Origin of the sequence: Shewanella gelidii (assembly GCF_014647855.1) — a bacterium.
GTDB classification, from domain to species: Bacteria; Pseudomonadota; Gammaproteobacteria; order Enterobacterales; family Shewanellaceae; genus Shewanella; species Shewanella gelidii.
This window is the reverse complement of sequence record NZ_BMPZ01000004.1, coordinates 14991-33969: the sequence shown is the minus strand read 5'-3', so window position 1 is coordinate 33969 and position 18979 is coordinate 14991. Positions and strand designations below refer to the sequence as shown.

Genomic DNA, 18979 nt, shown 5'->3' with positions numbered 1-18979 from the left:
CTCGAATATCGATAACCACATCATTGAGCCGCACTAAGCACTGAAAACCTGATTTCAGTGCTTTGGCTCATTCAGCCAATACACTCACAACTGGTTTATCTGACACTGCATGATAAACTGATCCCAAGTTTATCTTCATTGCTTTCACTTTATGGCTATTTCTCGTAAGCGCTGGAACAATATTATTATTATCTGTGCGATCATGATGATCGCAGTTTTGAACCTACTCGACCAAAAAACAGCGGATGTACCTAATGATGCCTATGCATTATTCGATCAAGAAGCCCCTTTAGCACAATTACAACTCAACAAGGCATGGCTGCATATCACTGCAGATAAACAACAATGTGCCCCCATGGTTTTAAACTGTGAGACTTGGATTCGTGCTTGGCAAAATGTTCAAGTCTCTCCGCTAACGCAACAACCAGAAGCGGCGAAAGCTGAAACTCCCAAAACACTGGTAATCCAAGTCCAAGGCAGACCCCAAGCCATCCAGTGGAATTTGTACGAAAACCAAGGGCTATTAGAGTCACAGTCTGGAAACTGGTACCAAATTCCGCCAAGTCTAAGGGCAGATTTAAAGCCCATTCGGCGTGCGCAGCAGAAGTAACTGCAACATCTTTGGGATCTCCGAACTCAATCATTTAAATACAAGCGAATTGACCCATGCCAGAATTACCCGAAGTGGAAGTGACCCGATTAGGCATTACGCCTCACTTAATCGGACAAACCGTCAAAGCCCTCATTGTGCGAAACCCTTCGCTTCGCTGGCCTATACCGGAGATCTGCCAGCAAATTACCGGGCGAGTCATTCGGGATATTCGTCGACGCGCTAAATATCTACTGTTAGACACAGATGCGGGAACAACCATGATTCACCTTGGCATGTCTGGCAGCTTGCGGGTGCTCCCTGAAACGACGCCGATTGAAAAGCATGATCATGTGGACTTGGTGTTAACAAACGGGCTTGTACTGCGCTATAACGACCCAAGGCGGTTTGGCGCATGGCTGTGGTGTGAGTTGCCAGAAGAAGCTCATCCACTGCTTGAGAAGCTTGGCCCAGAGCCGCTAGAGGATGAGTTCAGCGCTAACTATCTATTTACAGTGCTGCAAGGAAAGAAAAAAGCCATGAAGCTTTGCTTAATGGATAATCACATAGTAGTCGGTGTCGGTAACATTTATGCCAACGAAGCTTTATTTGCAGCGGGAATTCACCCAGAAACTCCCGCTTCTTTGGTAAACCTGCAGCAACTCCAGTCTTTAGTCTGTCATGTCAAACGCATCTTAGCGCAAGCAATTGCGCAAGGTGGAACCACACTCAAGGACTTCACCAATGCTGACGGTAAACCTGGGTATTTTGCACAAGAGCTATCAGTTTATGGTCGAGGCGGGCAACCCTGTAAGACATGTGGGCATTTACTCAAAGAAATCAAACTAGGGCAAAGGGCAAGTGTTTATTGCGATATTTGCCAGCCAATGCCGCAATCGAGCTGAGCCACTCTAAATGAGCGATGCAGATAATTTATTTCAGAAAAAACAACTGCTTTTATGTCGTTGCAAACCTTCGCTGAAAACAAAAACACCTGCCAACGCAGGTGCTTTTAAATTTAGTACTTAGCTAAAATTTATAATGATAGCTTCCAAAAAGCGTGGCATCTGAGTCCGATTCATCTTCTACAAACTCAGAACGTGAGATTGTCCCGCCCACGCTCATCATTCCACGCCATAAAGGCAAACGATAGCTTAACTCGAGCTGCATCAGGTCTTCTTTCGGCGGCTGAGGCGCCCATACGTTGCCGGTATTTACACCATCTTCGTTGAGCTGAGCATAACGCAGCACACTGCTAAACCCTCGACTATTGGCAAACTGTCCTATTACACCTAACACGATAACTTTGGCATCACTATCATAGGTACTTCCTAACGCCCTGCCATAATAGCGAGAGCCACTGCGATAAGTGCCATGCTCATAAAAACAGTTGAAGACATCATCGTTTGTACCGCAAGCCGCTAGCGTATCGGTATATTCTAAAAACAGCTTGTACTGTTGATCATCAAACTCAAGACGACTATCCAGTCCCCATAAGTAACCACAGTCGGCAAGCTCCCACGGGCTGGTGCCTTTGGCATCTTCACAGGTTTTTTCTAAATAAACTCCAACCGGAATATCATACCAAGTTTCGGCATATCGAATATCAAAGCCAGCAAGCTGGTTGCCGTAGCTAGAACAGCCTGCTCCTGTATCATTACGGCAATCTCGCTGCCCTGTAAGTGCCTTTGCAATAATCTTAGCATCACACTCTTGGCCTTCACCACACAACTGAGTCGTCCACGAAAAACCAATTTCCAGCTGCTTAAAAGGACGCATGGTTCCACGGAAATTCCACAATAAAGCTCGCGGTGCATAGCGTTCTTCTTCCATTAAGCTGAAGCCTGCAGTCAATGTCCACGGGCCCACCCACGATAGCCAGGGTGTCTCAAAAGCTTGCGGATTATTGCGGCTCACGGCAACGGATGGCATTGGGCGAGCATTGGTTGACTTGATTAAACCACTATCGAAACCCGGGCCCCACCATTGGCCAATAGTGCCGGCACTAAAAATCCAGTTGCCCCAGATCATCGCCAAATAAGAGTCATCAAACCTTAGTTTTTTATCGTCCTGCGCTTCATAGTGCGCCGAGGTTGATAGCTTGTACGCAAAACGACTGCCCAAAAATTCATATGAAGCTATTGCCTCTGCCTTTTCTCGGTAATCCGAGCCAAAGTGTTGAAATCGAGCCGCATCAGTCGCAGCAGTAAACTTCAGACTTTTATTTCCTTTGTTGGCAATCGCTTGGCGATAATAAAAATTGACTCGAGCGAATGCATCGACTAAACCCGCAGACAATAAAGCTGGCTCGGCTTTCGCTAAATCAGCGCCAATTCCCGCCCACATCAATGGATAGGTGTTTACCGGAACTGTAATCACCCCAGCATCAGCCAAGGCTTGAATGTCTGCTCTTAAATATAAATCTGAAGTATCCACCCAAGGCGCAGCTTCTAGGCTTTTGCCCCCTAAAGTGATACACAAAAGAACGATGCTTAAACGTAAAAAATTCATAGCTTTCCTAGCTCAAAAATTGGGTAGATTCCGTGTTATTTAGGTTGTCGAAGGGCGTTCGCAACAATGGGATGCACAAATTGGCTAATATCACCTTCATGCAGTGCAACCTCTTTAACCAGTGTCGATGAAATAAACGAGTTTGCTTCGGCTGGCGTGAGAAATACACTTTCTAGCTCAGGGCTTAAACGGCGATTCATATTTGCCAGCTGAAATTCATACTCAAAATCTGAAAATGCACGCAACCCGCGAACAAGTACGCTAGCATTTTGATCTTTTGCAAGATTCACGAGCAAACCAGAAAAGCCGATAACATCTACATTGTCGAGGTGCGCGGTGACCTCTTGCGCAAACGCGACGCGCTCATCGAGCGTAAAACGTGGCTTTTTCGATGGATTCGCTGCAATTGCTATGACCACATGATCGAACAGCCGAGCAGCTCGTTCAATTAAATCAGTATGACCATTCGTAATCGGGTCGAATGTTCCAGGGTAAATTGCTTTTATCTGCACTACTAAGTTCCAATCGCTATTTTGCTGATTATCTTTCCACTCAGCCGCTTATCATAACTCAAAATACAAACGGATAAACGACAATCAAAACAACTCCAGCCAATATTTTATATTGTCCTGAATCATTTGATGATGCCGCTCACATTTCAACCGGATATGCCGCGGCTAATTCTCATTGGAATAACTAGAAAAGTCTTGTTTTAACTTCGCTAAAAGCAATGCCTTCGCAGAATCACTTAATTTTAAATCATGCGCTAGGTTGGGCGGTTTTGGCCAATATTGATCGCCATAGGATTCCCCCGCAAAATCGACCGACGTTTCATAACGAGGAATCACATGAAAATGCACCGCCGGATCAACCATCATTAACATCAAATAGTTAATTTTACTATAATTAAACCCCTGCCCGAGTACGCTCTCAATCATTTTGATGACTTGACGCTGCTCGATCATGGCCCCCTCTGAAACATCTGAGTATTGGGTAACATTTTCACGGCAAATTAAAATAAGAGAGCCAAGCGTCGGCTGAGCGGGTCGTTGTAAAACATGCCAATATTTAAAAGACATGATTAAACTATTTGGATACCCAAATTTAGTTAATGTTTCCTGTAACATCACGCACTCCCATTCGATACGAGTTTCAGCAGTCTTTAGATAATACACGTCTCAACTATTTATTGAGACATTACCGTCATCAATGTGTAAATATACATAAATGCGCTCTGCGTCTTAAAAAATTTGATATACAATAAGCAATCTATTAGCCCTTCAGTTTTGATCACCCCGTATAGAAGAGAACGTTATGCAAGTCATCTTTGACACTCTAAACGTATACTACATTCCACAATATGCACCGATAATTAAACAGCTCATGTTACGTCAACATCAAGTGACGTTAGTTTGTTATCGAGGGAAAAATGATCAACACACTTTTGCAGACTTATTTACCCACCTCGGCACGGATTGCATTTGGGTTGAGGATGAAAAGGAAGCGAGAGATGTCTATCTTAGATTAAAACCAGACTGGATTTTTTTTGGTAACAAATTTGACCATTTAGACGCCATCCATAAACATTCTAAAACCGCACAACTCGGTCACGGTGTCGGCCCTAAACCTAGTTACTATCATAAGTCATCCACCCCAATGACGGTGCGTTTCATAGAAGGGGCTTTGCGTTTAAAAAAAATCCAAGAGTTTTATCCACAGGACCATTTTGTCCAAGTTGGATTTTCTAAACTCGATCCAATGTTTTCTGGAACAGAGGTGGGGCTGGATTACGATAAAATTGGCTTATGCCCGAAAAAGAAAACCATACTCTATGCGCCAACATTTAATCCGAGCTCCCTCGAATGCTTTCCTGATGATTGGCCAAAGGACTTTGAAGAGTATAATATTTTAATTAAGCCGCACTCTTTAACACAAGTCAGGCCCCAGTATAAAAATCAAAGAGCGAAACTCGAAAAATGGGCGCGACACCACAACGTTTATGTCGCCTCAGAAAAAGATCTATCTTTACTTCCATTTATGAAACATGCGGATCTATTACTTAGTGAAGCCTCAAGTACGTTATTTGAGTTCGCAGCCCTAGGAAAGCCCGTCATTATCTGTAATTTCTTCAAGCTCAAATGGTCATACCGAGGAATTTTCCATTATCGTTTTGAAAAACGCTTCGGAAAAGACAATGTTCTTTATCAAGAGCTTGGGTTGCACGTACAACACTATCAAGAACTAAAAACAGCAATCCCTCAACAGCTCAATGCACCGAGTGAGTATGCGGAAAACAGAAAGCGCTATACTCAAGATCATGTCGGCCCAACAGATGGCTTGGCTTCAGAACGGATTGTCGATTATTTAGAGCAGCATGGCTAATGTGAATTTGGTTCGTTCCAATTTGATATCAATCCAAATTTGAGCAAGCACGATGGCAAAACATCCTAGGACACGCCACTATTTTATCGCTGTTATTCGCTTACATACGCCACATTATTATATTGGCGCAAAGATAAATCATAGACAGCTTTGTTCTTAAAGTATGAGTTTCCTAAAAACTCCACTTGCTTTCCAAGTAACGTTGAAGCAATACATACATGCAACCTATTTGTAATCACTCGCTCAAAGCGATTCAGCTGCGTTAAAAACTGTTGCGCAGAATAAATATTATCTTCTTTGGTTTGCGTCCCTAGAGAAAACAGCGTCGACATATCTAAATTACCCTTGGGAATCGTGCGCGCAGTCTTTTCTTTGTCTAAACGCAATGCTGAAAGGCATTGATGACCGTGCTGCTGAATCACCGATGTCACTCGCTTTAAGTTGCGGTACGCCTTTAGCTTTTTCCGCATTGAACTTAATTTGGCAGGCTCTTCAATCAAACGTTGCACATCCAACCCTAGAACCATGTCGTGGTGCAAATAGACAGTTACCTGTTCATTCTGTGATTTCACATAATCATAAGACACCTGCTCACGACAAAACAAAGTCACATTTTCAGGCATCTCACGCAGAGTCTCAGCGTTGCCCTCAATCGTACAAGGGAGCAACACTAGATGCTCTACTTTATGCATTAGCTCACGCACTAGCCGATTAGAGTATGTGTAGTGCGATGTAAAAGCGCCACCACCACCAAGTACTACAACCTTACCTGAAAATTCAAATACCTGGCTTAAGTCGCGGCCTTTTTTAAGGCACTGTTTCACCAGCTTTGGCGATACCACTTGATAACGCAGACCCAAACGGTCAAAAAACTGAAACGTCGCCGCATTAATTAAAGAGTCACCCGCATTACCTGGATTAGGAATATAAATAAAATCTTGGATTTGCGCTTGTTGAATAAACGTTTCTAAATCAATCATTTTTTGTCTATCACTATTATTTTGTTGGATATTGCAATTAAGCTTGAGGAAACAATTGTTCCAATTGCTGCATGCCTATAGCGAGCCCATTCATGGAAGGCAATGCTTGCAACCCTTGATTTATTTGTGTCGAGACGTCCTGTTGTTCCACCTGCTCTATCGCCTTTACAATCGCGGCTACATTGCACGCACAAGAGATTACCGCCTTTTGTCGCTCACAAGCTTTTATTCTTGCCGGCTGATCTTTCGAAACCGGAACGGCAATCGTAAGTTGGCGTAAAGCTAGCGCCTGAAGAAGTGTATCCCCACCGCTGAGAATCGCGGACTTAGACGCACTCAAAAGGCTAATAAAGTCTGTATTATCCATTTGCTTAATGCTTGTCACACCATCGAGTTCCGGCATAGGGTTCGGGTAATTGGGACCAAAAAGCATAAGACATTTCACGCCAGTTCTTTGGTAAGTCAGCTGCGCTGCCTGAGAGAATACATCTGCTGCGTAATGCCCGTCGACACAGTGGCCACCCGAGCCACTGTTGAAAATATAGAAGCGGTTTTCTTCTAGAGCATACTGCTCAAGAAGCTCTCGTTTACGCCGTTGACACGGATTAGTAAATACAGGCCCGATCGCTATCGGCTCTGGCTTATCCATCACTTTCAACTTCCAACGCTCCCATCTTGTTATGGGTTGAATTGCGAACTCAGGCTGCGCGACCCAATGTAAATCGGTGTACTTCGCTCGACTGAACTTCATCCCACGACTACGTTTGCGTTTGTGCTGACTAATGAATATCACTTTGGCCCCAAGTTGAGAGGCATGTTGCAACTGCGACTGTCGACCCGAAGCATCAAAAATAACAACATCAGGCTTCAAATCAGTCATCAGCTGATTAACCTCAGCAACTTTTTTAGTCGGAGTATCATTGAGTAAATGGGTAATGTAAGGACATGAGTGCGCATATGGCGCCAGCTCATTTAATACGAAGTGGATTTGCGCATCAGGCCACGCCCTCGCCACTTCATCGGCAAATATCCGTGAGCGCATATACTCACCAATACCCTCTTTGGAGGATACCGGTATAAACATTAACTTTAGCCCACTCCTCATTTAGAAGCTTCCCTTTGCCAATACGAACGATTAGTGAGATAAAAATTCAGCATGCCGCCGCCCATCAAGCGCCATGACTCCAACATAACAGGGGTTCAAGTCTATCACTTTTCGATATTAATTCGTGTATTTTTGAGTTCAGAACCGCTGAAGAGTTCCCAGAAACTATGCATTAAACCTCGGTAATTATTGACTCTGAGGAACATAATTAGGCGACAGCCAATAAACACAGGCTAAATCTATACTTCAGCCCCCCTGCATCACAAAAATTTGTGCCATAATAGCGACCGACAAACTAAGTGAGCTTTACAGATTGGATTGAATATGAAAAAGATTGGGTATACAACTGGCGTTTTTGACTTGTTCCACATTGGCCACTTAAATGTGCTCAAGCGCGCCAAGTTAGAATGCGACTACTTAATTGTTGGGGTTACAAGTGATGAACTTTCCTTGGCAGCGAAAAAGAAAAAACCTGTGATCCCATTCCAGGAACGCTTAGAAATCGTCGAGGCTATTAAGTTTGTCGACGAGGTCGTTCCCCAAGTTAACTATGACAAAATGGAAGCCTGGAATAACTTAAAGTTTGATCGTATGTTTGTTGGTGACGACTGGAAAGGCACGGACAAATGGAACGCAATTGAAAAAGAATTTGCTGAAGTTGGCGTTGAGATTTTGTACTTCCCTTATACCTCCCACACCTCGAGCACAATCTTGAGAGATGTATTGAACAAGCTATAAAGCGGATAAAAATAGGCGCTACGTTTTTTTAACGTACTGCGCCTCAAAAAGCTCTTTGGCCGTAACTATCGCCAGCGATAATATTTTAATTTTTTACGAATTTTAAACCTGCGCAATAAATTAAGAGGTTTAGGTTTCAAGTGACCATTGCCTGAGCGAACAAATCTATCAATGGCGTCAAGCGTCCGCTCACTCGACAAACCATCTCGATAAGGGTGTATCGCATCACAATGAGATTTGATTTGAGCCAATAAATCAGCCTCCACATCAAATGCTTTTTCTAGTTCATGTTCCAGCTCGGACGCCGATTGAAAGTTCAACATCCAAGGTTCAGGGCGACGATTATTAAACGCAACAACAACCTTTTGCTGCAAAGCAAATTCAGCCAATATTGAAGAAGTGTCGGATAGAATGACATCTGCAGCCTGCAACAGGGGAATGATGTCACCAGTTTCAACAAACTTTAACTTATCACAAGCAAGACCCTTATACATGGCAACTTCCTCTTGGGTCGCCTTGGGGTGCAATTTGACGATCCAGTGCCAATCTCGGTTTTCAACCAACTGTTGAATATGTTGAAACAACTGAGTCGTGCTTGTTAGCTTCGGCGAAAATGTCGGTGCATAGAGAATTAAAGGCTTTTCGGTTTGATAAGTTGCGGTATTGGGATGCAAGGTAAACAGAGGGTCTAGCTTCGCCCAACCGGTCTCAACCACCTCGCAAGTTCCATCATTGATAGCAGAAAAACCTTGAGTAATATTCGGCCCTTGAGTGCAGTACAAATCGAAAAAACCGCGAATATTAAACTTACCTTTTTTCCCAGAGTCAAAGCCATGAAAAACCTGTACTTTTATTCCAGGGAAAAAGTCAGGAATAAAATTTCCTGGAGCTAACGTTGCATGCGCGTCAAACGCTTTGACTTGCCCAACCGTTTGCAGCCGCAGATCACTATCCTGTAAAAAAGGCTCTGCCTCACTGCCATTTGGAATAAACCAAGCAACCTCTCCTCCTCGCTTTTTAATTACCTTTTCAAGCGGTCTTAGAACGCTAAAAGAGTATGACAAAGTCACATAAAACAAATAGCGAAATTGGCTATGTTTTGGGTTTGTCGATGAGGTGGGCAGACTTTCAGGCTTTAACACGTTCAATGTTCCTCGATTCATTCAAGCAATATATATCAAACAGTAGGCAAAAAGAGCATGGGCGATAACGCAGGTTTTTCTCGGCACATGCGTGCTTTAGCAATGAGTCAGCATATCGAGCCGATTAAACTGCATAAGCACTTCTTCTACCGTTATTTTTTCCATCAAATGCGCACCTTTAGCACGAGTCCCCCAAGGGACATCTTTGCCAAATTGCTCTTGGATCGCTTCAGGGTAAGCACTCACAACATACTGCAATGATGTGTAGGGGCCGGTTCTTCCCGGGTTTGAGTGCGCATATAACCCAATCACAGGTGTTCCTTGAGTTACTGCCATATGCGCAGGGCCGGTATCAGGTGCAAGAACGACAGAGGCTTGCTTTAATAGTGCCAGCAACTGGGTCAGTGACGTCTTTCCAATCAAGTTTTCTACAGGCGCTTCACAGCAATCTTCAATCTGCCCTGCAAGGGTTTGCTCTAATGCCGTTGGCCCACCACAAAGCAATACGCGGTAACCTCTAGTTGCAGCATGTTCTGCAACACGTGCATACCGCTCTGGCAACCAATTTCGCTCCGCTTTACTGGCAGCGGGACAAATCACCAATACTTTTTCATTTGGGTCAACAATGGTTTCTGCAAACTCGGTATCAGCTCGCGGCACAGGAATGTTCCACTGAGGGCTTAAATCCGTCACACCCAAAGCTTTGGCAAAACCCATAAAGCCATCGAGAACATGGGGGGCGGCAATCGGTTCAACATGATGATTCGTCACCAGCCATTGCCCCTCTTTTGCCCGTTGGCGGTCAAAGCCAATCCGCGTTTTGGCAGGGATCGCTAACGATGCGACCGTTGCTCGCAAAGCAACTTGCATATGCAACAGCACATCAAACTTTTGCCCTTTAAAGCTTTGATACAAATTGACATAGCTGCGCCAACCTTGCGACTTGTCAAAAATCACAAATTCAACATTGGGTATGTGCTTGAGCAACTGATACTCAACTTTACCCAATACCCAAGTAATTTTTAACTGTGGGTATTGACGCTGAATCGCTTGCACCATAGCCACCGCATGGCAAACATCACCAATGGCAGATAAACGCAACAAACACAAAGAGCGAATCGAACTGAAATCCAAAATAGAAACCTAAGCGCTTAATTTAGTGTATTGGGGGCATATTAAGGTAGAATGCTGGCAGCACCAAGTATTAGCGCATAAAACTTAAACCATGCAAATTAAAAAGATAAATCAAGGCTGCATTGCCACAACTAAGGCCTGTCCAGCACCCATTGAACCACAATGGTTCACTCACGCTTATTGGCAGCAACGAGAAGCCATAACCGGCTCATCCCGAGGGCGCTATATCACTTGGTTTTTGCAATATGAACAACAAGATTGGGTTTTACGGCATTACTACCGTGGCGGTCTTATCGAAAAGCTGAGTAAAGACGCATATTTATTTACCGGGTATCATAAAACCCGCGCCGTAGCTGAGCTGCAACTCCTCGAACAGTTATATGACGAAGGTTTCCCCGTTCCGGAGCCCGTTGCAGCGCTCGTGCAACGCAGCGGTATCCATTACCGTGCAGATATTTTAATTAAACGCATTCATGGCGCTCAAGACTTAGTAGCAGCTTTAATGCAGCCACTGAGCCCGGATGAGTGGCAATCCCTTGGGGCTTGTATCGCGCAATTCCACCAGCGCGGTGTTTACCACGCCGACCTGAATGCCAAAAACATTCTGCTCGCTGAGAAACAATTCTACTTAATTGATTTTGACCGCGGCACCATTAAAACGCCTCAAGCCAAATGGCAGCAAAGCAATTTAGACCGTTTACTGCGCTCATTTAATAAAGAAAAAAATAAACAGCCTCAATTACACTTCAGCGCCGAGAATTGGCAAGACCTACTCAAAGGCTATCGAGCTCAAATGGCAAGAAGCTGAAATGAGTGAGGTGTTATTCAAGTCATACTTTCATATAATTGGGCTTGTTTTTCTAAAGCACCAACATTAGCTCGAACTACGGCAAGGCCAGCCAATTTAGCCGCTTGCAATAGCTCCGGACGCTCAAACGTATTGACTAATGCCTGGCCAAGTTCATCACCAGAGTGCTCAACGCTTAAAGCGCCAGCTTCACGCAACAAGTTCGTAATTTCTGCAAAATCCCAATGATTCGGCCCCACATACACAGGCAAACCTAACGCTGCGGGCTCCAGCGGGTTGTGTCCGCCATTATCAATTAAGGTTCCACCCACAAAAGCCTGATCTCCTGCTGCATAAAAAAGCAACAGCTCACCCATTGTATCCCCAAGTAAAACCTGTGTTGTCGAAGTAAGTGTCTCACCACGACTACGACGCGCATAATTTAAGCCAGCATTTTCTACCGCCTTTGCTGCTGCATCAAATTGCTCTGGATGACGCGGTACCATAATCAGTAAAGCATCACTTCGGGACTCTAAAAGCCGTTGATGCGCATCGAGTACAGCAAAAAACTCCCCGGGATGAACACTCCCCGCAATCCAAACAGGAGCAGTTAATTTGCTCCAATCTGCCCTTAGAGATTTGGCTCGCGTAATGACTTCAGCTTGAATTTGGATATCAAACTTTAAACTCCCGCAAACATGAATTTTCTGTGGCTCAACACCTAACGATTGAAAACGTTGAGCTTCTTGGGCGGTTTGCACGGCAACCACATCTAAACACTGCAGCATGGGCGTGACAAGACGCGCACGCTTTTGATAATTGACTGCTGATTTTGCAGACAAACGAGCATTCGTCAACATAATGTTTGTGCCACGGGCTTTAAGCTGATGGATCAAATTTGGCCACAGTTCAGTCTCCATAATCATACACGCGGAGGGCTGCAATTTTTTTAGAAAATGCGATACACAAAGAGGAAAATCGAGTGGTAAATAGCAATGCTGTACCTGGCTACCAAACGCTTTTATAACCTCTGCAGAGCCGGTGGGACTCGTAGTCGTCACGGTCACTCGCAATTGGGGGTTTACCTTCATAATTTGCCGGATCAAGGGAATCGCTGCCAAAGTTTCCCCCATCGAAACCGAATGGACAAGCAAATCGGTTTGCGTTAATTGGCCTAAGCCAAAACGCTCGAGTAAACGACTGCGGTAATCAGCACTTTTGGCCCCGCGAAAAACAAAGTAAAGCAAAATAAGTGGGGAAAGCAGATACAACACGGCGGAATAAACGAATCGATTCATATTTGAAGCTTCACTTGTATGGGCAAAGTGTTGATGGAACACGACACAGAATTAGCGGCCATACTAGCATATTCAACAATTAAGATGACAAATTAGCCTTGCTTATCCACTTGAAGTCAGTTCATTATGAGGTGATGCAAGTAGGGAAGATGTAATATGAAAACTAGCGACAAAATCATTAACGCCAGCCTCCAACTTTTCAATGAACACGGCGAACGCAGCACAACAACCAACCACATCGCCGCCCACCTCGGCATGAGCCCCGGTAATCTTTATTATCATTTTAAAAACAAGGACGACATTATTCGCTCTATTTTTAGTTTGTATGAAAGCTATTTAGATGCAGGATTTCAGCCTTATCAGACCAAAACCGTGAATGTTGAACTTCTAGTCGGCTATTTCGATACCATGTTCGAAATTTTATGGCGCTTTCGCTTTATGTATACCAACTTAACCGACATTCTTAGCCGCGATACCGAGTTACTCCAACGTTATTTAACCATTCAGCAAAATGCACTGCAGCGCTCTAGTCGTATATTATTAAAACTAAAACACGATGGCATGCTGCGAATTGACGACGACAAAGTCCACCCCCTTGCAGATACCATGCGAATGATTGCTTGCTTTTGGATTGGTTACAAACAAACCCACTCAGCCAATATTGAAATCACCAAATCTTCGTTATACGAAGGGCTGTTAAGAGTAATTATGATATTCAAGCTCCATGCAACTTCAGATTCACTCGCAACTTTCGATCGCTTAGAAAGCCACTATCAGACACTCGCAAATGCAGAATTAGCAACGGATTACACCTGTTAAAGCCTTCCATATAGCGCCCCAACATCAAGCTCTCTCCACAAATACGCCGAACACAAATGACTGGTCTGAGTAGCCAGTCATTGACATTCACGCGATAAATTGACTCAATAACAGAAAAACAACAATAGCACTTGTTGGCTAAACCTACGCTGATAGCTCCTTAGGATAAACATGAAAACCCGCGATAAGATCGTCCATGCTAGCCTTGATCTGTTTAATGAACACGGTGAGCGCAGCATCACCACCAACCATATTGCCGCGCATTTAGAGATAAGTCCGGGAAACCTGTATTACCATTTCCGCAACAAAGAAGACATTATTCGCTCCATTTTCACCTTATATGAAGAGCACCTGACCAGCGGTTTTCAGCCCTATGACGACGAACAAGTCAACGTTGAGCTACTGATGCGTTATTTCGATGCCATGTTTCATACACTCTGGCAATTTCGATTTATGTACGCCAACTTGGTCGACATACTGAGCCGTGATGAGCAGCTCAATCAGATGTATACCAAAACCCAACAAAAGTTTTTAACGCGAGCCACTAATATTTTAAGAAAAATTAAACATGATGGTGCGTTAATTATTGAAGATAAAGAAATTATGCCGCTGGCAGACACCATTCGGATGGTCGCTTGTTTTTGGATAAGTAATCGCTTGACCCATTCTGATATCACCACGATTACAAAAACTTCGCTTTACGAAGGCTTATTGCGCGTCTTAATGATTTTTAAAGCGTACGCAACGCCACACTCCCGAGCCACATTTGAACGTTTAGAGCAACATTACCAAGTTCTCGCCGCGCAAGACGACTTCTAAACCAAATATGCAGCACAGCTTGCCCTTGCGACTGTGCTCTTTCCATTAGTTTTATTTATCGACAAATCATTCTTGCCCTAAACGTGCTCATTTCACCCCTTTGCTTACAAAAACAGAGTGGCACACGCTCCAAATAAGAGTAGAATTCTGCCTTTAATGTTGAAATTATTGCATCCCATTTCGAAACCGCGCAGCACAACTGCAAGCCAAGCAATTTAAGCCTCTGCAACAGTGCCTGACCCTAAGAATCGCAATACTCAACAATATTCCCAATAAACTGATGCGCCGCTCAGCAACCATCATTCGTCAACTTGCGGTGCATACATATAAAAATTATAAGGAGAGTTAAGGTGGCATCTACTTCATTCTATGAGCAAATTCGCCAGCAGCTTGCGGATGTAAAAGCAGAAGGGCTTTACAAAAGCGAGCGAGTAATCGTGTCGCCTCAGCAAACTGCAATTGAAGTCAACGGCCAAGAAGTGATTAACTTCTGTGCCAATAATTACCTTGGCCTTGCCAATCATCCCGAGCTAGTCAAAGCTGCGCAGCAAGGCCTCAATGATCACGGCTTTGGCATGGCTTCAGTACGTTTTATTTGCGGCACCCAAAATATCCACAAACAACTTGAAGCAAGTTTAAGTCAATTTCTAGGAATGGAAGATACCATTCTCTACTCTTCATGTTTTGATGCCAACGCAGGCCTATTTGAAACCATACTGGGCGCAGAAGATGCCATTGTCTCTGACGCACTCAACCACGCCTCAATTATTGATGGGGTTCGCTTATGTAAAGCGAAGCGATATCGCTATGCAAACAATGATATGGCAGATCTTGAAACGCAGCTCAAGGCAGCGAAAGCCGCAGGTGCGCGTAATATATTGATTGCTACCGACGGCGTATTCTCCATGGATGGCGTCATCGCAAACTTAAATGGCGTTTGTGATTTAGCTGACGAATATGGCGCTTTAGTAATGGTAGATGACTCTCACGCCGTCGGGTTCGTGGGTCAAAACGGTCGTGGTACCCATGAACACTGTGATGTTATGGAGCGTGTCGATATTATTACAGGCACCCTTGGCAAGGCGCTTGGAGGAGCATCTGGCGGCTTCACATCAGGCAAAAAGGAAGTCATTGATTGGTTACGCCAACGCTCACGCCCTTACCTATTTTCAAACTCTTTAGCACCTTCAATTGTTACGGCTTCAATTCATGTACTCGAAATGCTCAAGTCGGGCCAAGCCTTACGCGAAGCCGTATGGGAAAATAGTCGCTATTTCCGTCAACAAATGTCGGCGGCAGGCTTTACCCTCGGCGGGGCAAACCATGCCATTATTCCCGTGATGATTGGGGATGCAAAGCTTGCCAGTGATTTTGCCAACCGCTTACTTGAAGAAAATATTTACGTTATTGGCTTCTCGTTCCCAGTTGTTCCAAAGGGGCAGGCTCGAATTAGAACACAAATGTCCGCAGCACATACCAAGGCGCAACTCGATAAAGCAATTGAAGCCTTTACTCGTATTGCCAAAGAAATGGCCATCATTTAGGAATCAGACAATGAAAGCATTAAGTAAACTAAAACCTGAAGAAGGGATTTGGAAAATCGATGCGCCGATGCCTGAAGTTGGCCATAACGATTTACTGATCAAAATTAAGAAAACCGCAATTTGCGGGACCGATGTACATATCTACAACTGGGATGAATGGTCGCAAAACACGATTCCTGTTCCAATGGTTGTGGGTCATGAATATGTCGGCGAAGTTGTCGATATGGGACAAGAAGTCCGAGGATTTACCATTGGCGATCGTGTTTCTGGCGAAGGCCATATTACTTGCGGCCATTGTCGTAACTGCCGCGGTGGCAGAACCCACCTTTGCCGCAATACGTCAGGGGTTGGCGTAAACCGTCAAGGTGCATTTGCAGAATACCTCGTCATCCCGGCTTTTAACGCTTTTAAAATGCCTCATGATATACCGGATGACTTAGCGGCAATTTTTGATCCCCTCGGCAATGCGGTACACACCGCTTTGTCTTTTGACGTGGTTGGTGAAGATGTACTGATCACAGGTGCCGGCCCCATTGGTATTATGGCTGCTGCGGTATGTAAGCACGTCGGTGCACGCCATGTCGTCATTACCGATATAAACGAATATCGACTGGACTTGGCCAAAAAACTTGGTGATATTCGCACAGTTAACGTAGCCAATGAAGACCTAAGCCAAGTCATGAATGAACTCGGCATGACCGAAGGCTTTGATGTCGGACTCGAGATGTCTGGTGTCCCCTCGGCTTTTCATTCCATGCTTGAAACCATGAATCATGGTGGAAAAATTGCAATGCTGGGTATTCCAGGGCAAGACATGGCGATTGACTGGAGTAAAGTCATTTTCAAAGGACTCATTATCAAAGGCATTTATGGCCGAGAAATGTTTGAAACCTGGTACAAAATGGCCAGCCTGATCCAATCAGGCCTCGATATGTCAGCCATCATTACGCACCATTATTCAGTTGATGACTTCCAAAAAGGCTTCGACGCAATGCGCTCTGGCCAATCTGGTAAAGTGATCCTCAATTGGGACAAATAAGTAGCAGTATATTGAGTGCTGTCCTCAGAGCTCAAAATTAAAGTTCATAAAAAGCATAGCGCTCATGCACACTAGACTTGGCAGAGCGCTAACAGACAAATACAAGGAACATTTATGTCTGAATTCCAGCACCTCAGCGTGACCCAACTGCAACAAATGCTCAAGGATTCGGATAAAATTCAGATTGCCGATATTCGAGATCCCCATAGCTTTGCTGAAGGACATATAGATACATCAATTCATTTAAGCAATGACAACATGGTGGACTTTCTACGCCAAGCTGATTTAGATGCGCCACTGGTTGTGGTTTGTTATCACGGGATTAGCAGCCAAAATGCAGCGCTATATTTAAATCAGCAGGGCTTTGATGATATATATAGTTTAGATGGCGGCTACCAAGCTTGGCAGCAAGCACTATCATAAATTTGAACAAGTTAGTAACCACGACCAAGATATCCACTTGACGAGCAATTTAAGGATAGAGATTTGATCGAAATAGGTAGGCTTCCAAATCCACGTATTGCCCAAGCTTTCATCGACTACCTCAAAGGGCTCAACATTGAATGTCAGGTCTTGCCGGCTGAACACGGCGTCATTATCGGCATAGACGATGAACAACATGCAGCTCAAGCACAAGCAGAGTTCCAAGCATTTATTCAAAACCCAAATGATGCCAAATATCATCTTGCGTCGTGGAGCCATGGTCAAACCAATAAACAAGACAACAGCCAGCTGGATTATGGCGCCCCCTCATTACAACTCGCGACGCAATTTATCACAGGTGCAGGCCCTCTCACGCTCTTAATGTTCCTCGCTTGTACTGTTGTTTACGTCGGCTTGCACTATGGTTTCACTGAACCCGTTTTCAATGCCTTATCGTTCTTCGGTGCCGTGGGAGAGATTAATCTCGCTGAGTTTTGGCGCGTCTTTACACCAAGTTTGCTGCACTTTACCGCGATGCACATTATCTTCAATCTACTTTGGTGGTGGTACTTAGGCGGAAAAATAGAAAACAGAATTGGGCTGCAGCCCCTTCTGATTCTGCTATGTGTTGGCGGCACACTACCTAATATTGCACAATTCTATGTTGCAGGCCCCAACTTTGGAGGCTTGTCCGGTGTTGTTTATGCGCTCGTAGGATACGTCTGGGTCATGGGGCATAAACGCCCAGAAAAAGGGCTGAACTTACCCAGAGCCTATATTGGCTTTATGTTGCTGTGGCTGGTATTGGGCTTTGTCGAAATACTAGGCTCATCCACTGCGAACGCGGCCCACGTCACAGGCTTATGTGTTGGTTTGCTACAAGGCTGGTTTGACAGTTACCGCTTAAAACCCAATGACGTCAATCATTGACCGACGAGGCATTGCTATGTAATGCCTCGTCATTATTTCTATAAACCAACGCGACTAACTCATCGCCAAAACTTGAGAAACTAACTTATCAATCCCCGATTTAGCTTCCAATATAGATCCAGCCAGCATATACGCCGGCGTACTCACAACCTTTGAATGAACATCCACAACAATTTCATCGACCGCAGCTTCTTGGTGTTCTCCGCCCATTAAATTGAATGCTTGCACCGTATCGACATCATGACCTATGGTTCCTTTTGTCCCCGCTCCGTAAATCTTCGGGATCATAACCGGCGCGATACAAATAAAGCCAACAGGCTTATGCGCGATCTTGAACTCGCCGACAAATTGCACCACCGCAGGCTCAACATCACACTCACTGCCATTTGTCGCAAAATTGCACAGATTTTTCGCCGCACCAAATCCGCCCGGAATTAATAACGCATCAAAGTCGTCAATGTTTAAATCCGTTGTCGGTTTTATCTCTCCTCGAGCAATCCGCGCAGACTCCACCAAAACATTACGATTGGCATTTGCATCTACTTCACCGGTCAAATGGTTTACGACATGCATTTGTGGGATATCTGGTGCAAAACACTGGTAATTCGCGCCTGCACTAGCCACCGCTAACATGGTCAACACAGTTTCATGAATTTCACCACCATCAAAAACACCACAACCACTGATCAGAATCGCAACATTTTTCATAAAAAAACCGCCTCTTATGTCATTTAGATTT

At 44.5% G+C, this 18979-nt stretch carries 20 protein-coding genes; 11 read left to right on the top strand and 9 right to left on the bottom strand.

Annotation, left to right across the window (positions count from 1 at the left end):
• The first annotated feature begins 151 nt into the window (after nt 1-151).
• Nucleotides 152-610, top strand: a complete 459-nt coding sequence (locus tag IEY18_RS09340) for a hypothetical protein (RefSeq protein WP_188920098.1) — start codon at nt 152-154, stop codon at nt 608-610.
• Nucleotides 611-666: 56 nt separating this feature from the next.
• Nucleotides 667-1494: a bifunctional DNA-formamidopyrimidine glycosylase/DNA-(apurinic or apyrimidinic site) lyase gene (gene mutM / locus IEY18_RS09335; protein ID WP_188920096.1), complete on the top strand. Its 828-nt coding sequence runs from the start codon at nt 667-669 to the stop codon at nt 1492-1494.
• A gap of 124 nt (nt 1495-1618) precedes the next feature.
• On the opposite strand, the gene IEY18_RS09330 is transcribed toward mutM, so the two are convergent.
• The 3 genes from IEY18_RS09330 to IEY18_RS09320 all read right to left on the bottom strand — a co-directional run bounded on the left by IEY18_RS09330 (nt 1619) and on the right by IEY18_RS09320 (nt 4227).
• Nucleotides 1619-3100 carry a capsule assembly Wzi family protein gene (locus IEY18_RS09330; protein ID WP_188920094.1) on the bottom strand — a complete coding sequence of 494 codons (1482 nt, stop codon included), beginning with the start codon at nt 3098-3100 and terminating at the stop codon, nt 1619-1621.
• 35 nt (nt 3101-3135) lie between these two features.
• Nucleotides 3136-3612, bottom strand: a complete 477-nt coding sequence (coaD, locus tag IEY18_RS09325; protein ID WP_188920092.1) for a pantetheine-phosphate adenylyltransferase — start codon at nt 3610-3612, stop codon at nt 3136-3138.
• A gap of 165 nt (nt 3613-3777) precedes the next feature.
• Complete coding sequence (locus IEY18_RS09320; RefSeq protein ID WP_188920091.1) at nt 3778-4227, bottom strand: HIT domain-containing protein; 450 nt, start codon at nt 4225-4227, stop codon at nt 3778-3780.
• Between the two features lie 187 nt (nt 4228-4414).
• Here IEY18_RS09320 and IEY18_RS09315 point away from each other — a divergent pair, with 187 nt between their 5' ends.
• On the top strand, nt 4415-5482 hold the full coding sequence (locus IEY18_RS09315; protein WP_188920089.1) for a CDP-glycerol glycerophosphotransferase family protein: 1068 nt from the start codon (nt 4415-4417) through the stop codon (nt 5480-5482).
• A 92-nt stretch (nt 5483-5574) separates the two neighbouring features.
• Here IEY18_RS09315 and IEY18_RS09310 read toward each other — a convergent pair whose 3' ends face one another.
• Both IEY18_RS09310 and IEY18_RS09305 read right to left on the bottom strand, forming a co-directional pair.
• The gene (locus IEY18_RS09310) at nt 5575-6462 is read right to left on the bottom strand and encodes a polysaccharide pyruvyl transferase family protein (protein WP_188920088.1); all 888 of its coding nucleotides are present in this window, start codon (nt 6460-6462) and stop codon (nt 5575-5577) included.
• Between the two features lie 37 nt (nt 6463-6499).
• Nucleotides 6500-7546 carry a glycosyltransferase family protein gene (locus tag IEY18_RS09305; RefSeq protein WP_229779807.1) on the bottom strand — a complete coding sequence of 349 codons (1047 nt, stop codon included), beginning with the start codon at nt 7544-7546 and terminating at the stop codon, nt 6500-6502.
• Between the two features lie 345 nt (nt 7547-7891).
• Between IEY18_RS09305 and IEY18_RS09300 the strand changes: the two genes are divergently transcribed.
• Nucleotides 7892-8305, top strand: coding sequence for an FAD synthase family protein (locus IEY18_RS09300; protein ID WP_188920085.1), 414 nt, complete (start codon nt 7892-7894; stop codon nt 8303-8305).
• A 65-nt stretch (nt 8306-8370) separates the two neighbouring features.
• Here the strand turns inward: IEY18_RS09300 and IEY18_RS09295 are convergent, their stop codons facing one another.
• Nucleotides 8371-9447: a CDP-glycerol glycerophosphotransferase family protein gene (locus IEY18_RS09295; protein WP_229779806.1), complete on the bottom strand. Its 1077-nt coding sequence runs from the start codon at nt 9445-9447 to the stop codon at nt 8371-8373.
• Between the two features lie 96 nt (nt 9448-9543).
• A complete protein-coding gene (locus IEY18_RS09290; protein WP_188920554.1) occupies nt 9544-10506 on the bottom strand; it encodes a glycosyltransferase family 9 protein in 963 nt (320 codons plus the stop codon).
• Between the two features lie 166 nt (nt 10507-10672).
• Between IEY18_RS09290 and IEY18_RS09285 the strand changes: the two genes are divergently transcribed.
• Nucleotides 10673-11389: a 3-deoxy-D-manno-octulosonic acid kinase gene (locus tag IEY18_RS09285; protein WP_188920083.1), complete on the top strand. Its 717-nt coding sequence runs from the start codon at nt 10673-10675 to the stop codon at nt 11387-11389.
• A gap of 17 nt (nt 11390-11406) precedes the next feature.
• Here the strand turns inward: IEY18_RS09285 and waaA are convergent, their stop codons facing one another.
• On the bottom strand, nt 11407-12666 hold the full coding sequence (gene waaA, locus IEY18_RS09280) for a lipid IV(A) 3-deoxy-D-manno-octulosonic acid transferase (protein ID WP_188920082.1): 1260 nt from the start codon (nt 12664-12666) through the stop codon (nt 11407-11409).
• A gap of 156 nt (nt 12667-12822) precedes the next feature.
• On the opposite strand from waaA, the gene IEY18_RS09275 reads away from it, so the two are divergent.
• The 6 genes from IEY18_RS09275 to glpG all read left to right on the top strand — a co-directional run bounded on the left by IEY18_RS09275 (nt 12823) and on the right by glpG (nt 18240).
• Nucleotides 12823-13485 carry a TetR/AcrR family transcriptional regulator gene (locus IEY18_RS09275; protein WP_188920081.1) on the top strand — a complete coding sequence of 221 codons (663 nt, stop codon included), beginning with the start codon at nt 12823-12825 and terminating at the stop codon, nt 13483-13485.
• Nucleotides 13486-13656: 171 nt separating this feature from the next.
• On the top strand, nt 13657-14304 hold the full coding sequence (locus IEY18_RS09270) for a TetR/AcrR family transcriptional regulator (protein ID WP_188920080.1): 648 nt from the start codon (nt 13657-13659) through the stop codon (nt 14302-14304).
• A 350-nt stretch (nt 14305-14654) separates the two neighbouring features.
• Entirely contained in the window at nt 14655-15848 is a 1194-nt protein-coding gene (locus IEY18_RS09265; RefSeq protein WP_188920078.1) for a glycine C-acetyltransferase, read from the top strand.
• A 10-nt stretch (nt 15849-15858) separates the two neighbouring features.
• Nucleotides 15859-16887: an L-threonine 3-dehydrogenase gene (gene tdh, locus IEY18_RS09260; RefSeq protein WP_188920077.1), complete on the top strand. Its 1029-nt coding sequence runs from the start codon at nt 15859-15861 to the stop codon at nt 16885-16887.
• A gap of 114 nt (nt 16888-17001) precedes the next feature.
• Nucleotides 17002-17310 carry a thiosulfate sulfurtransferase GlpE gene (glpE, locus tag IEY18_RS09255; protein WP_188920076.1) on the top strand — a complete coding sequence of 103 codons (309 nt, stop codon included), beginning with the start codon at nt 17002-17004 and terminating at the stop codon, nt 17308-17310.
• A gap of 63 nt (nt 17311-17373) precedes the next feature.
• On the top strand, nt 17374-18240 hold the full coding sequence (gene glpG, locus IEY18_RS09250; protein WP_188920074.1) for a rhomboid family intramembrane serine protease GlpG: 867 nt from the start codon (nt 17374-17376) through the stop codon (nt 18238-18240).
• 54 nt (nt 18241-18294) lie between these two features.
• On the opposite strand, the gene elbB is transcribed toward glpG, so the two are convergent.
• Entirely contained in the window at nt 18295-18948 is a 654-nt protein-coding gene (elbB, locus tag IEY18_RS09245) for an isoprenoid biosynthesis glyoxalase ElbB (protein ID WP_188920072.1), read from the bottom strand.
• Nucleotides 18949-18979: the final 31 nt, after the last annotated feature.